The 14466-nt window shown below is 65.5% G+C and carries 12 protein-coding genes; 5 read left to right on the forward strand and 7 right to left on the reverse strand.

The annotated features are described in order from the left end of the window. Positions 1 to 48: 48 nt before the first annotated feature. Positions 49 to 564, reverse strand: a complete 516-nt coding sequence (locus ASG39_RS03920) for a histidine phosphatase family protein (RefSeq protein WP_162242406.1) — start codon at positions 562 to 564, stop codon at positions 49 to 51. A 362-nt stretch (positions 565 to 926) separates the two neighbouring features. On the opposite strand from ASG39_RS03920, the gene dksA reads away from it, so the two are divergent. Next, complete coding sequence (dksA, locus tag ASG39_RS03925) at positions 927 to 1346, forward strand: RNA polymerase-binding protein DksA (RefSeq protein WP_062592954.1); 420 nt, start codon at positions 927 to 929, stop codon at positions 1344 to 1346. A gap of 165 nt (positions 1347 to 1511) precedes the next feature. On the opposite strand, the gene ASG39_RS03930 is transcribed toward dksA, so the two are convergent. Next, a complete protein-coding gene (locus ASG39_RS03930) occupies positions 1512 to 2546 on the reverse strand; it encodes a flagellar biosynthetic protein FliO (protein ID WP_062592956.1) in 1035 nt (344 codons plus the stop codon). Positions 2547 to 3000: 454 nt separating this feature from the next. On the opposite strand from ASG39_RS03930, the gene ASG39_RS03940 reads away from it, so the two are divergent. Then, positions 3001 to 5607 carry a response regulator gene (locus ASG39_RS03940; protein ID WP_062592960.1) on the forward strand — a complete coding sequence of 869 codons (2607 nt, stop codon included), beginning with the start codon at positions 3001 to 3003 and terminating at the stop codon, positions 5605 to 5607. An 84-nt stretch (positions 5608 to 5691) separates the two neighbouring features. After that, positions 5692 to 6162: a DUF3828 domain-containing protein gene (locus ASG39_RS03945; RefSeq protein WP_062592962.1), complete on the forward strand. Its 471-nt coding sequence runs from the start codon at positions 5692 to 5694 to the stop codon at positions 6160 to 6162. Positions 6163 to 6262: 100 nt separating this feature from the next. Here the strand turns inward: ASG39_RS03945 and ASG39_RS03950 are convergent, their stop codons facing one another. Together ASG39_RS03950 and ASG39_RS03955 are read right to left on the reverse strand one after the other, a co-directional pair. Then, the gene (locus ASG39_RS03950) at positions 6263 to 7186 is read right to left on the reverse strand and encodes a pseudouridine-5'-phosphate glycosidase (protein WP_062592964.1); all 924 of its coding nucleotides are present in this window, start codon (positions 7184 to 7186) and stop codon (positions 6263 to 6265) included. Further along, positions 7183 to 8163 (reverse strand): carbohydrate kinase family protein, encoded by a 981-nt coding sequence (locus ASG39_RS03955; RefSeq protein WP_062592966.1) that lies wholly within the window; start codon positions 8161 to 8163, stop codon positions 7183 to 7185. Before ASG39_RS03955 ends, ASG39_RS03950 begins: the two co-directional genes overlap by 4 nt. Positions 8164 to 8397: 234 nt before the next feature. On the opposite strand from ASG39_RS03955, the gene recA reads away from it, so the two are divergent. Together recA and alaS are read left to right on the forward strand one after the other, a co-directional pair. Then, complete coding sequence (gene recA / locus ASG39_RS03960; RefSeq protein ID WP_062592968.1) at positions 8398 to 9489, forward strand: recombinase RecA; 1092 nt, start codon at positions 8398 to 8400, stop codon at positions 9487 to 9489. 389 nt (positions 9490 to 9878) lie between these two features. Continuing rightward, positions 9879 to 12557 carry an alanine--tRNA ligase gene (gene alaS / locus ASG39_RS03965; protein ID WP_062592970.1) on the forward strand — a complete coding sequence of 893 codons (2679 nt, stop codon included), beginning with the start codon at positions 9879 to 9881 and terminating at the stop codon, positions 12555 to 12557. Positions 12558 to 12696: 139 nt separating this feature from the next. Here the strand turns inward: alaS and ASG39_RS03970 are convergent, their stop codons facing one another. The 3 genes from ASG39_RS03970 to ASG39_RS03980 form a co-directional block, all read right to left on the reverse strand. After that, positions 12697 to 13281: a TetR/AcrR family transcriptional regulator gene (locus tag ASG39_RS03970; RefSeq protein WP_156468024.1), complete on the reverse strand. Its 585-nt coding sequence runs from the start codon at positions 13279 to 13281 to the stop codon at positions 12697 to 12699. Positions 13282 to 13349: 68 nt separating this feature from the next. After that, on the reverse strand, positions 13350 to 13862 hold the full coding sequence (locus tag ASG39_RS03975) for a DinB family protein (protein WP_062592974.1): 513 nt from the start codon (positions 13860 to 13862) through the stop codon (positions 13350 to 13352). 102 nt (positions 13863 to 13964) lie between these two features. Beyond that, positions 13965 to 14429 carry a GNAT family N-acetyltransferase gene (locus ASG39_RS03980; RefSeq protein WP_062592976.1) on the reverse strand — a complete coding sequence of 155 codons (465 nt, stop codon included), beginning with the start codon at positions 14427 to 14429 and terminating at the stop codon, positions 13965 to 13967. Positions 14430 to 14466: the final 37 nt, after the last annotated feature.

Consider the following 14466-nt stretch of genomic DNA (forward strand, 5'->3'; position numbering starts at 1 on the left):
AGCCGCGCGTGATAGCCGCACGGGATAGCGGCATGAGGCGGGCCGACCTCAGGGCTTGAGGACCTCGACGAGGTGGCTTGGCCGTTCGCCCGGCGCCGCGTCCGGCCTGCGGGCGATGGCGACGACCATGCCGGGCAGGAAGCCGGCCGGCAGCACCCGCGTGGCGACCGTCGAGCCGAGGCATTCCCAGGCCAGCTGCTCCAGGATCGGATTGTGACCGACGAGGGTCAGCGGTTCGCCGGTGCCGGCTCTCTCGGAGAGGTCGGCCAGCACCGCGAGATAGGCATCGAGCGCGCCGTCATAGAGCGGCGCCTCGAAGGCGATGGAGGCGGAGGGTGTTGTGCCCAGCAAAATCTCGGCCGTCTCGCGGCAGCGGCGCGCGGGCGAGCAGGCGATGTGGCCGAGCGACCAGCCCCGTGCCTGCAGCAGCGAGGCGACGCGGGCCGCGTCCGTCCGGCCCATTCCGTCGAGCGTGCGGTCGAAATCCCGCTCTCCCGCCCGGGGGCCGCCCGCACGGGCATGGCGCACGAGAAAGAGAGCAGGCTGGGACATTGCGGACGACATGGGGTGGCCACCGGACTTACTGAGATCAGACCTTGTCTCCCGGCCGCCGAGAAAGATCAAGCGGCGGTCTCGACCATCGGCCGGGCCATACAGGGGAGGTCCGGCGGACATTGGAAAAAACACTGCCTGATTTTTAGGCCGCGATTGTACGCGGCACCCCTGCCGAACCTGGCGTGGTAGGGCGGCGGTCCCGCCTAGACCGGAGGGTGCCTGTCATGCTCTTGTAATTCTGGTGAAATATGAGGCCGCTAGCTTCGTTTTCGAGCAGTTTGAAATATGCGGGCGGCGTGCGCGGAGACTTGAAACGCGGACTTCATAGGTCTATAGACCCGCCGCATGAGATGTTCTTCAGGAGAATCGCGTTGAGTGAGAAGATCGATCTTGGTACCTACGTTCTTTCCGAAGACGACGAATTCATGAATTCCAATCAGCGGGCCTATTTTCGGGCCAAGCTGAACGCCTGGAAGAACGATATTCTCCGGGAAGCACGCGAAACGCTCGGTCACCTTGCCGAGGAAAGCGCCAATCACCCCGACCTCGCCGACCGCGCCTCTTCGGAAACCGACCGCGCCATCGAGCTTCGGGCGCGCGACCGCCAGCGCAAGCTGATCTCCAAGATCGACTCGGCGCTGCAGCGGATCGATGAGGGAACCTACGGCTATTGCGAGGAAACCGGCGAGCCGATTGGCCTGCGGCGCCTCGACGCCCGTCCGATCGCCACCCTGTCGATCGAAGCGCAGGAGCGCCACGAGCGTCGCGAGAAAGTCTATCGCGACGAATGATCGGCCATCGGGTCTGACATAGTCCTGTAAAGTTCGAAATGGTCGCCTTCGGCGGCCATTTTTCGTGATGGGATGGTCATGACAAAATCCGTGGCGCGCCGGCCTTCAGACGCTATGGGCATCCCACGGCGAGCCCCATCGGTCTTCCCGACATTGCACGACACGTCACGATTTGCGTTCGTTGCCCATCTCGCTGAGCATCCGGTTCATCTCCTCCTCCAGCGTCGGCTCCTTGCGCGCAGCGGGGCGGGGCGCTTCGATCGACGGGGCGCGGGGAGCGGGTTCCGATGCGATCCGGCCAAGGTCTCCCGAAATCTGCGCATCCAGCAGGCGCTCGAAATCCCGACCGTCGTCCCGCTTTCCGGTTTCGGCTGCCGCCGGGCTTCCCTTGGCCGCTGGAGCAGAGGCTTGCGGCTGGGCGGGGGGCTGGGCAAGAGGCTGGGCAGGAGGCTGGGGCGGGGACGGGATCTGCGGCAGAACACGGGCGCGGGCGGCTTCGAGGATATCCTCGGGCGCTGCGCGCGCAGCCGGCGCGGCCGGTCTCGGTGACGGCTTCGGCGGCGCGGCCTGAGCCGGTGCGGTCACGCGGGCGGCGGGGTTCGGACGTGGTGCGACCGCGTCGTCGCCATAGAGCGCCTGGCCCATGTTGGAAACGGGGGGCTGGGCCGGGCGTGCGGCCGGTCGTGCTTCCGCGCGGGCGTCGGGCCTCGGCTCGGCCCGGCTCTCAGGGCGGTTCTCGACCCGGCTCTCGGGGCGCCGCTCCTGGGCGATACGGGCGGGTGGTGCGGGCAAGGCCTCGGTGCGTGCGGGGCCGGCAAGGTTTGCAGGCGCGGCCTGGGCTGCGATCTGGGCATTGGCCGGCGGTGCGGCGAGGGCGGCGTTTGCGGCCTTCGGCGGCTCCAGGCCCGGATTGGCGCCGACGATCCGGCTTTCAATGACGATATCGGTCGGGCCGCCGATCATGATCAGGTGCTCGACATCGTCGCGGCGCACGAGAACGAGGCGCCGGCGGGTATCGACCGCGGCGGCATCGAGCACGGCCAGACGCGGCAGGCGATTCTTGCCGCCACGGATGAAGGGGGACGATGCACGATTGCGCATGAACCAAAGGACGGCCACCAGCAGCAGCAGGCCGGCGGCCACGGCCACGGCAGCGATGATGAACCGACCGCCGTTATTGCCGACGACATCTTCAAACATCTTCGCTCTCCTCGTCTGGAACGGACGGCGTGGGGACGGCGCCGCGAAATGGGAATTGACGTCTTTTTGCCGGTGGAAACAAGCCGTGAGAACGCATTGTCCCGGTAAATGGAGCGGCAGTCGGTCGCGTCCAGAGATCGGCGGGCGGAAAACCGGCTTCGTCGCGCAAATGTCGAAAACGCGCTCTCGCCGCGGGCGCGTCGCGGTCTCGGCCGGCCCGATCTTCGCAAGACGGCATTCTGCGAGGGGGGAGGCGAGGCTGGTGCCCGGAATGCGGCGGGTTCGGCTACGATCCGGTGATTCCTTGTGAATTCGGCTCAGATTGCTCGGGTGAGCGCCTGAGAACGCTTTGTCAGGCAGGCGCCGGCTGATAAAGAGAATCGACCACGGACGTCGCGTGCGCGGACCTTCCATGGGCCGGGCCACTTCAAGCGGCGGGGCAAAGAGGACCCTGATGACGAAACTGCGACAGGCAGACGAGTATCGCATGCCGATCGTCGATCGGGGAACGCGTCCGGGAACCGTGCTGCGCATCGTGCTTCTGGCGATCGTGCTGATCGCCTCGGCCGCGGCCTTCGTGATCTTCAAGAATCAGCTCGGCAACGAGGTCGTCCTCGGCATTCTCGGCATCCTCGCGATGGTCGGGATCTTCTTCCTGGTGTCAGCCGTCATCGGCTTCATCGAGGTCATGCCGCAGTCGCGCCCGGACGAGCTGGCGCGCGCTTTTCTGGACGGACACCCCGAGGGCACGCTGATCACCGACCGCAAGGGGCGGATCGTCTATGCCAATGCCGGCTATGGCGCGCTGACCGGCACCGACAAGGCGACCGACGTGCAGTCGCTGGAGACGATCCTCTCGCGCGATCGGGAAGCGACGGAGGCGATCTACCGGCTGACCAACGGCCTGCGCGAAGGCAAGGCCGGCCATGAGGAATTCCGGCTGATGAAGCCGCTGCGCGCGGCCGGCGGGTCGGCGGGCTCGGGCGCCCACTGGTTCCGCCTGAAGGCGCGGGTGCTGCCGCTGGAGGATGCCGACCGCAACCCGCTCTTCATCTGGCAGATTTCCGACATCACGGCCGATCGCGACGATCAGGAGCGCTTCTTCAAGGAGCTTCAGAACGCGATCGACTATCTCGACCACGCGCCGGCCGGATTCTTCTCCGCCGGCAAGAAGGGCGAGATTTTCTATATCAATGCGACGCTGGCCGACTGGCTGGGCCTCGACCTCACGAAATTCCAGCCCGGCTCCATGACGATCGCGGATCTCGTGGCCGGCGAGGGCCTGGCGCTGGTGCAGTCGGTGCAGGCGGATCCCGGCCTTCGCAAGACGAAGACGCTCGATCTCGACCTTCGCCGCGCCAACGGGCAGAGTTTTGCCGTGCGCATGGTGCACCGCGTCTCGTCGGCCCGCGACGGCGCGCCGGGCGAAAGCCGGACGATCGTGCTGGCCCGCACGGTGGACGAGGAAGCCGATCCCTCCGCCTCGCTCGCGGCCATCCGCTTCACGCGTTTCTTCAACAATACGCCGATGGCGATCGCCTCCGTCGACGGCAACGGACGGATCCTGCGCACCAACGCGCCATTCCTAAAACTCTTCTCGGGCGTGGTGTCGCAGGACGACATGGAGCGCGGCGCACTGCTGGAGAGCGTGGCGCGCACCTCGGAGCGCGGCCGCCTGCAGGAAGCGCTGGCCGCAGCCAAGGACCGGCAGAGCGATATCGCGCCCCTCGACCTGCCGCATCCGACCGACGAGCAGCGGTTCTTCCGCTTCTACGTCAATGCCGTGATCGACCAGAGCGAGCAGGCGCCCGAAGAGGCGGCCATCGTCTATGCGGTGGAGATCACCGAGCAGAAGGCGCTCGAAACGCAGATGGCGCAGACGCAGAAGATGAACGCGGTGGGGACGCTGGCCGGCGGCATCGCGCACGACTTCAACAACGTGCTGACCGCCATCCTGCTATCCTCCGATCACCTTCTTCTCTCGGCGCGTCCCTCCGACGCCAGCTTTGCCGACCTGATGGAGATCAAGCGGAACGCCAACCGCGCCGCGGTGCTGGTGCGCCAGCTGCTGGCTTTCTCGCGCAAGCAGACCATGCGCCCGACCGTCCTCAACATGACCGACGTCATCGGCGATCTGCGCATGCTGGTCGATCGCATGACGGGCACGCATGTGAAGCTCGAGGTCGAATATGGCCGCGATCTCTGGCCGGTCCGCACCGATCTCGGTCAGTTCGAGCAGGTGCTGATCAACCTGGCCGTCAACGCCCGCGATGCCATGCCCAAGGGTGGCGTGATCACGATCCGCACGCGCAATCTACCGGCGGAGGAGGCGGCGGCCTTGAACCGGCGCGAGCTTCCGGCGGAGGATTTCGTGATCGTCGAGGTCAGCGACGAGGGAACCGGCATCGCCCCCGAAATCGTCGACAAGATCTTCGAGCCGTTTTTCACCACCAAGGAGGTCGGCAAGGGCACGGGCCTCGGCCTTTCCATGGTCTATGGCATCGTCAAGCAATCGGGCGGTTTCATCTATCCCGAGTCCGAGGTCGGCAAGGGCACGACGTTCCGTATCCTGCTGCCGCGCTTCATCGAGGAGGTGCTGCCTGCCTCCGGCGCGCCCGGTGCGCTCGACCAGCCTCTGACGCTCGCCACCTCGACGCCGGCAAAGGCCGAGGAGCCGACCGACCTCACCGGCGACAGCGCCATCGTTCTGCTCGTCGAGGACGAGGAGGCGGTGCGCCGCGGCGGCAAGCGCATGCTGGAAACGCGGGGATACAAGGTCTACGAGGCGGGGTCCGGCGTCGAGGCGCTCGAGGTGATGGAAGAGCTGAACGGCATGGTCGACATCGTCGTCTCCGACGTCGTCATGCCCGAGATGGACGGGCCGTCGCTGCTGCGCGAGCTGCGCAAGACCTATCCCGATCTCAAGTTCATCTTCGTGTCCGGCTATGCCGAGGATGCCTTTGCGCGGAACCTGCCGGCGGATGCGAAATTCGGCTTCCTGCCGAAACCGTTCTCGCTGAAGCAACTGGCCGTGGCCGTCCGCGAAATGCTGGACAGCTGATCGGGACGCAAGGCTTTTAGCAATGCGGTCTCGGGAATGATGCGACGTCGGTCAAGGGTGGCCGGCCATGATCGGGAGAAGTCGATGCGTCTCGTCCTGCTGTTCCTCGGCGTGCTCCTGACGCTGATGTCGGCCGCGCCGAGCTTTGCTGCGCCCTATCCGACGCCCGAGGCGCTGATCAAGGCGCTCTACCGCTACGACCCGGACGAGACGGACGCCGAGGCGCCTTCGCCCTATACGCCGTTCTTTTCGGATGCGCTCAACGCCCGCTTCCAGGCGGACCGCGACCGTACGCCGGATGGCGAGGTCGGCGCGATCGACTTCGATCCGGTTATCTCCGGCAATGACGGCCGCGCGCGTCATCTGACGATCAGTCCGCCGATCATCCTCGGCGACAGAGCCGAGCTGGAGGTGCGGTTCGAAAACGGCGGGCCGGTGACGCTCTATTATACGCTGGTGAAGGAGCATGGCGGCTGGACGGTGGACGATATCGCCAATCAGCAGGGGGATACGCCCTGGAGCCTCTCCGGACTGTTCGACGCCGCCGAAAGGTGAGGGCTCAGAGGTGAGGGCCGAGAGGTGAGGGCGGCACCAAATCATGTGGTGCCGGCCGAACGGCCTATAGCGCCGCCCGGCCTGCACGCACGGCGCCCGTTCACATCATCGCGACGGCGATTTCCGCGGCGAGGCGGGCATTGTTTTCGACCAGGGCGATATTGGTTTCGAGGCTCCGGCCATCCGTCAGCTCGAAGATGCTCTGCAGGAGATAGGGCGTCACGGCCTTGCCGATGATCTTGTCGCGATCGGCATTGTCCAGCGCGCGGGCGATATAGATCTCCATCTCGTCACGCGGGATCTCGTTGTCTTCCGGCACCGGATTGGCGATCAGCATGCCGCCGTCGATGCCGAGCCGGTCGCGCATCCGCTGGAAATTGGCGATCGCGGCCGGGCTGTTCAGCATCAGCGGGCTCTTCAGCCCCGAGTCGCGCGACCAGAAGGCCGGAAAGATCTCGCTGTCATAGGTGACCACGGGCACGCCGCGGGTCTCCAGCACTTCGAGCGTCTTCGGGACGTCGAGGATGGCTTTCGCGCCGGCGCAGACAACGATGACGCCGGTGCGGGCGAGCTCTTCGAGGTCGGCCGAGATGTCGAAGGTTTCCTCCGCCTTGCGATGCACGCCGCCGATGCCGCCGGTCGCAAAGACGCGGATACCGGCGCGCGCCGCGGCGATCATGGTGGCGGCCACCGTCGTCGCGCCGGTGCGGCGCTCGGCGATGGCGAAGGCGAGGTCGGCGCGCGAGACCTTCATGGCCCCGCGTGTCTGGGCCAGCGCCTCCAGCCGTTCGGCATCGAGCCCGATATGCAGCGTGCCGTCGATGACGGCGATGGTGGCGGGAACGGCGCCTTGGTCGCGGATGATCGCCTCGACGCTGCGGGCCATGTCGAGATTGCCGGGATAGGGCATGCCATGGGTGATGATGGTCGATTCCAGCGCGACGATGGCCGAGCCGCGGGCCTTGGCGGCGGCGACCTCGGCGGAGTAGGCGATCGGGAGATCGTGCGAGATGGGGCGTGTCATGGGGCGTCCTTTTCGGCACTGCGATGATGGGCCTGTGAAAACAGGATTTCGGCCGGAGACACAAGGCGCAATTGCTCCGCCAGCCGCTCCGGCGAGAGATCGTCGGCGACCGCCAGCGGCGAGCGAACCGTGATGGCGGCGGCGGCAACGCCCGCCCGCAGGCATGCGCCGAGATCCGCACCTTGCATCCATGCGTCGAGAAAGCCCGCTGCGAGCGAATCTCCGGCGCCGGTGACGTCCCCGAGCGCATCGATCTCGGGTGGGCGCACGGTGGCGATCGTCGTCCCCGCAAAGGCGACGGCCGCGCGTCCGCCGCGCGTGACCACGCCGCCGGCAATGCCGGCCGCGCGCAGGATCGCCGGCCAGCCCTCGGCCGTCACGCTCTTCTCACCGCCGATCGCCGCCGCCTCGGCCTCGTTCAGAAACAGACAATCAAGATGCGGAAAGGCCGGCCTGAGCCGGCCGACCTTCGCCGGGGAGATGGCGATGGCCGCCGTGGACGCGCCGGCCGCCTTTGCCATCCGCAAGGCCGCCTGCAGCGTCTCCGCCGGCAGGTTCGCATCCACGAGCACGAGATGCGCCGCCTCCACCAGATCCCGCAGCGCCCTCTGGCGCAGCCGGCGGGGCGAAAACAGCGTGTAGAGGTCCATGTCGGCGAGGGCGACGACCAGGTTTCCGTCGGCCTCAAGGATTGCGGTGTAGCTCGGCGTGCGCCGGTCGAGGAAGGTGAAGGACCGATCGACGACACCGGCGTCCTCCGCCGCCCGCGCGACCGTTTCTCCTTCCGCATCGCCGCCGCGCGGCGCGACCATGCTGACGGACAGGCCGAGCCGTGCCAGGCCCCGGGCGGCATTGAAGCCGCCGCCGCCCGCTTCCTCGAACCAGTGTCCGGGATGGCTGGCGCCCAGCGTCGTCGCCGTGGCGATGCGGCCGCGACGATCGATATGCGCGCCGCCGAAAACGACCACGGTCTTCATTTCGTTTCTCCCCGTTTCAGGCCGCCCGGGAACCGATTCGCAAGGTCGACGGTCGCGGAACATGGTTCTGCATCAAGGACATGGAGGGTTGAGAACATCCGGAGAACAAAGATCGAATTCGATTGTTGCGTCAATGTGTTGAAGGCCTCTTGCGGAATGAGAACAAAAAGGGTACATACAGACCAGCGGCGGGTTCATTGCCTCGATTGACCCGATAACCTAAAGGTGGATGAAATGGCTCAGAACTCTTTGCGGCTCGTAGAGGACAAATCGGTGGACAAAAGCAAGGCGCTGGAAGCAGCACTCTCCCAGATCGAACGGTCGTTCGGCAAGGGATCGATCATGAAGCTCGGTGGAAAAGACAGCATCGTCGAGATCGAGACCGTTTCGACGGGGTCTCTCGGCCTGGATATCGCGCTCGGCATCGGCGGCCTGCCCAAGGGGCGCATCATCGAAATCTACGGCCCGGAAAGCTCGGGCAAGACGACGATGGCGCTGCAGACCATTGCCGAGGCACAGAAGACGGGCGGCATCTGCGCCTTCGTGGATGCGGAACATGCGCTCGATCCGGTCTATGCCCGCAAGCTCGGCGTCGATCTTGAAAACCTGCTGATCTCGCAGCCGGATACCGGCGAGCAGGCGCTCGAGATCACCGATACGCTGGTGCGGTCCGGCGCGATCGACGTGCTCGTCATCGACTCGGTCGCGGCGCTGACGCCGCGGGCGGAAATCGAAGGCGAGATGGGCGACAGCCTTCCCGGCCTGCAGGCCCGCCTGATGAGCCAGGCGCTGCGCAAGCTGACGGCGTCGATCTCCAAGTCGAAGTGCATGGTGATCTTCATCAACCAGATCCGCATGAAGATCGGCGTCATGTTCGGCTCGCCCGAGACGACGACGGGCGGCAACGCGCTGAAATTCTATGCCTCCGTCCGTCTCGACATCCGCCGCATCGGCGCGGTCAAGGAGCGGGACGAGGTCATCGGCAACCAGACCAAGGTCAAGGTCGTCAAGAACAAGATGGCACCGCCCTTCAAGCAGGTCGAATTCGACATCATGTATGGCGAAGGGGTCTCCAAGACCGGCGAGCTGGTCGATCTTGGCGTCAAGGCGGGAATCGTCGAGAAATCGGGCGCCTGGTTCTCCTATAACAGCCAGCGCCTCGGGCAGGGTCGTGAAAACGCCAAGGCCTATCTCCGCGACAATCCGGAAACGGCACGCGAGATCGAGCAGTCGCTGCGCCAGAACGCAGGCCTGATCGCCGAAAAGTTTCTGGAAGATGGCGGTCCGGAGCCGGACAGCGATGGCGACGAGGCCGCGCTCGGCTAGAATATCGTGGGGGAGGCGCCGGTTCGATCGGCAAGCCGCCCCGATGTCCTCCCGTGACGGTTTCGGCCGATCGTCGGAATCCTATTCGGCCGCTTCCATCCGGAGCGGCCGTTTTGCTGTCTGCGACATCAGCATCGCGTAGTGGAGGCGGATCGCGCGGTGGAGGCGGTTTTGCGGCGGGGCGCTCTGCAAAAAGCGGGAGATTGTCCGCGGGATCGGAACGTTGCGGGACATGCGGCTGGACAGGCATTTGCGCGAGCGATAAAAGCCTCGGGTTCGCGCAAGCGCCCTGTTTCGATGGAGGTGGCCTTGCGGAGACGTGAACCATCGATATCGCCCGGAGCCGCTCGTCAACAGCTGCCTGGGTGCGCAGGGACGAAGGACCAGACATGAGCGGCGTAAACGAGATCCGGTCGACTTTCCTCGACTATTTCAAGACGAACGGCCACACCGTCGTGCCGTCGAGCCCGCTCGTTCCGCGCAACGATCCGACGCTGATGTTCACCAATGCCGGCATGGTACAGTTCAAGAACGTTTTCACGGGTCTGGAGCAGCGCCCCTATTCCACGGCGACCACCGCGCAGAAATGCGTGCGCGCCGGCGGCAAGCATAACGATCTCGACAATGTCGGCTACACCGCGCGCCACCACACGTTTTTCGAAATGCTCGGCAATTTCTCGTTCGGCGACTATTTCAAGGAACGCGCGATCGAGCTTGCCTGGAACCTGATCACCAAGGAGTTCGGCATCGATGCCAAGCGCCTACTGGTGACGGTCTATCACACCGACGACGAGGCCTTCGGGCTCTGGAAGAAGATCGCCGGCCTTTCCGAAGACCGGATCATCCGCATCCCGACCAGCGACAATTTCTGGGCCATGGGCGATACCGGCCCCTGCGGCCCCTGCTCGGAAATCTTCTACGACCATGGCGACCATATCTGGGGCGGACCTCCGGGCTCGCCGGACGAGGATGGCGACCGCTTCATCGAGATCTGGAACCTCGTCTTCATGCAGTACGAGCAGGTGACGAAGGAGGAGCGTCTCGATCTGCCGCGGCCCTCGATCGACACCGGCATGGGGCTGGAGCGCGTCGCGGCGCTGCTGCAGGGCAAGCACGACAATTACGACATCGACCTGTTCCGCGCGCTGATCTCGGCCTCCGAGGAAGCGACCGGCGTCAAGGCCGAGGGCGACCGGCGCGCCAGCCACCGGGTCATCGCCGATCATCTGCGCTCCTCCGCCTTCCTGATCGCCGATGGCGTGCTGCCCTCGAACGAGGGTCGCGGCTATGTGCTCCGCCGCATCATGCGCCGCGCCATGCGCCATGCCGAGCTTCTCGGCGCGCGCGAGCCGCTGATGTGGAAGCTGCTGCCGGCGCTGGTCGGCGAGATGGGTCGCGCCTATCCGGAGCTCGTGCGCGCGGAATCGCTGATCTCCGAGACGCTGAAGCTCGAGGAAACCCGTTTCCGCAAGACGCTCGATCGCGGCCTCGGGCTGCTCGCCGATGCGACGGCGACGCTCGACAAGGGCGACACGCTCGACGGGGAAACCGCGTTCAAGCTCTACGACACCTATGGCTTCCCGCTCGACCTGACCCAGGACGCGCTGCGCGGCCGCGGCATCGGCGTCGATCTCACCGGCTTCACCGATGCGATGCAGCGCCAGAAGGCCGAGGCGCGGGCCAGCTGGTCGGGGTCCGGCGATACCGCGACCGAGACGATCTGGTACGAACTCAAGGATCGGTTCGGCGCGACCGAATTCCTGGGTTACGACACCGAGACGGCCGAAGGCGTCGTGCAGGCGCTGGTGCGCGGCGGGGCACTGATCGAGACCGCGTCAGCCGGAGAAAGCGTTCAGATCGTCGTCAACCAGACGCCGTTCTATGGCGAATCCGGTGGCCAGATGGGTGATACCGGCGTCATCACCGCCGATGGCGCACGCCTCAGCGTGACCGACACGCAGAAGCGCGGCGAGGGCATCTTCGTCCATATCGCGACCGTGGACGAGGGCACGATCAAGGCCGGCGACGCGGTCGCGCTGACCGTCGATCACGCCCGCCGCGGGCGGCTTCGCGCCAATCACTCGGCGACGCATCTGCTGCACGAGGCGCTGCGCGAGGTGCTCGGCACCCATGTCGCGCAGAAGGGCTCGCTGGTCGCGCCCGAGCGCCTGCGCTTCGACGTGTCGCACCCCAAGCCCATGACGGCCGAGGAGCTGAAGATCGTCGAGGATATGGCCAACGAGATCATCGTCCAGAATACGGCTGTTACGACCCGGCTGATGAGCGTCGATGACGCGATCGCCGAGGGTGCGATGGCGCTGTTCGGCGAAAAATATGGCGACGAGGTGCGCGTGGTGTCGATGGGGCAGGGCGTGCGCGGCGGCAAGGCCGGCCGGCCCTATTCGGTCGAGCTCTGCGGCGGCACGCATGTGGGTGCGACCGGCGAAATCGGGCTCGTGCGGATCCTCGGCGAGAGTGCGGTCGGCTCCGGCGTGCGCCGCATCGAGGCGTTAACCGGCGTCTCGGCGCTCGGCTATCTCTCCGAGCAGGACGAACGCGTCAAGACGCTGGCCTCCACGCTCAAGGTTCAGCCCGGCGACGTCATCGGCCGGGTCGAGAGCCTGATGGACGAGCGACGCAAGCTCGAGCGGGAACTGGCCGACGCGCGGCGCAAGCTCGCGCTCGGTGGCGGCGGCGCCTCCGGCTCCGCCGATGCCGCACGCGAGATCGGCGGCATCAAGTTCCTCGGCAAGGTCGTCACCGGCGTCGATCCGAAGGATCTGAAGGGCCTGGCCGACGACGGCAAGAAGAGCCTCGGCTCCGGCATCGTCGCCTTCATCGGCGTGGCCGACGACGGCAAGGCCAGCGCGGTCATCGGCGTGACGGAAGACCTCGTCAAGGCCCACAGCGCCGTCGATCTCGTCCGCATCGCCGCGGCCGCCCTGGGCGGCAAGGGCGGCGGCGGCCGTCCCGACCTGGCCCAGGCCGGCGGCCCCGACGGCACGCTTGCGGCAGACGCCATCGAAGCGGTTGCGCAAGCCATTGCGGATATCGCGGCGGCGGCCTGATCGAAGGCGATAGGCAGATGATGTCGGCCGCCATGTTCGGCGGTCGATGTCTCGCACGAGCGGCAGTGCCGCTTCGATGGTATCGGCGAAAATAGATCGGTATGCTTCCGCGCTTAACGCCACGTGTTTTCAGAAGACCTCACGGTGATCTCTGGTCCCCGGCGCCTGCCTTGATGGTCTCGATCGCGCTCGCGGAAATGATGCGCTGTGTGTGCAGGCGAATGTTCCGGAGAAGCGCGTCGCGCTCCTCGGCGCTCCTTCCCTTCTCGCCTTGATCGACGACGGCATGGAGCGCGTTGAACAGGAAGACAGCCGTGAAGGCCGGATCCTCCAGTGACCAGGCATGATCGCGACATCCGGCCTCCAGAAGGTCTCGCAGGTCGTCGATCAGAATGTTCTGCGTCAGACCCTTCCGAGCCGGTGCAGGGGCTGCGCTGAACAGGAGATGGTGCAAGCGCGTGGCGTTTAGATAGCCTTCAGCACAGGCGGTTACCCAGGTCGTGAGCCTGGCGGACCAATCGCCTTCATGCTCACGCTCGACCTTCGCCGTTATGAAGCTGACGAGGTTTTCGACGAAATCGTTCCGCAGCGCTTCGACGACGTCGGCCTTTGACGTGAAGTGCAGGTAGAATGATCCCTTGGAGACCGCCGCACCGGAGGTCATGTCCTCGATGGATGTGTTCTCGACACCCTTTTCGAGAAACAGTCTCTCGGCCGCTGTCATCAACTGGCGGCGGCGCTCTTCGGGGGGGCGGGTTCGGGGGGATTTGGCAGGTGGGTTCGCCATGCGTGTCACGCGCTCGGCTGCCGGCGCTCGGGTTCCGTTTCGTGCAGGTATCCGGCAAAAACATCCCGCATCGCGGTTGTTTCGATTGCCGGAATGAGCCGGCCGACCTCGCCGCGGTGATAGCCGCCGTGCGTGATGACGTGCGCTAACATCTCCTCACGCGACATGCGACCGCACTGCCCATCTGTGAAGGCGAAATCGATGTGCTCTTCCAGCTCGGCATCTGTGATGCCTGCGATATAATCGACGTACCAAGTACCGATTTCGCGCATATCCTTCGAGAGCTGATCGAGCGGCGGCGGGTCGGCCTGCCAGCTTCCCGTAAAGTCGTGAGTGTGTTGCTGAAGGTTGGCGGCGAATATTTTGTCGACGATATGCGCATGGTTCAGAACGCGGAGCGCTGCGGTCATTGCATCCGTCGGTGCGTCTTGCGGGAGGGACGCCAGCGCGATGAGCATTTCCTCGTCGCTGCGGACTTTATAGCGGGACAAAGCCTTCAGAAGAGTCTTCGCTGACATCACAGCCTCCATTTCCGATGAGAACAGTTTATCAAATGACTGACAGTCAGTCAATATCAATGTCATTGGATGGGCTGACGTGGTCGATGCCATGCGGTGCTGTTACAGGTCCAAAGATTTCCGGTACTGCACGAAGCCGGAGGCGGCGGCGATGTGGTCGTAGAGGCGTCGGGCGGGGGTGTTGGTTTCCTGGGTCAGCCAGTAGAGGCGGCCGGCCTGTTTTTCGCGGGCGAGGTCGGCGGTGGCTTCGATGAGGGCGGCGCCCGTTCCGGAGCCGCGGGTGGCGGGATCGACAAAAAGATCCTGGAGGTAGCAGGTCCAGTCCGGCAGCCAGCAGGATCGGTGGAAGATCACATGCGCGAGGCCGATCAGGCGACCGTCGGCGGCAAAGGCTCCGAGCGCATGCATCGGCTCGGTCGCATCCTGGAGCCGTTGCCAGGTGAGGTCGTATTGCGTGGGCGGCAGAATTGTCTCGTAAAAGGCGAGATAGGCGCGCCACATCGGCTCCCACTGGGCTCGGTCCTGTGGCGCGAGCGGGCGAATCGTCGGCTTCTTCGTGTCGGTCATCGGGATCTCGCGTTTGCCTGCTGCGCCGGGGTCGAGC

Source organism: Rhizobium sp. Leaf371 (assembly GCF_001424045.1).
GTDB lineage: Bacteria > Pseudomonadota > Alphaproteobacteria > Rhizobiales > Rhizobiaceae > Ferranicluibacter.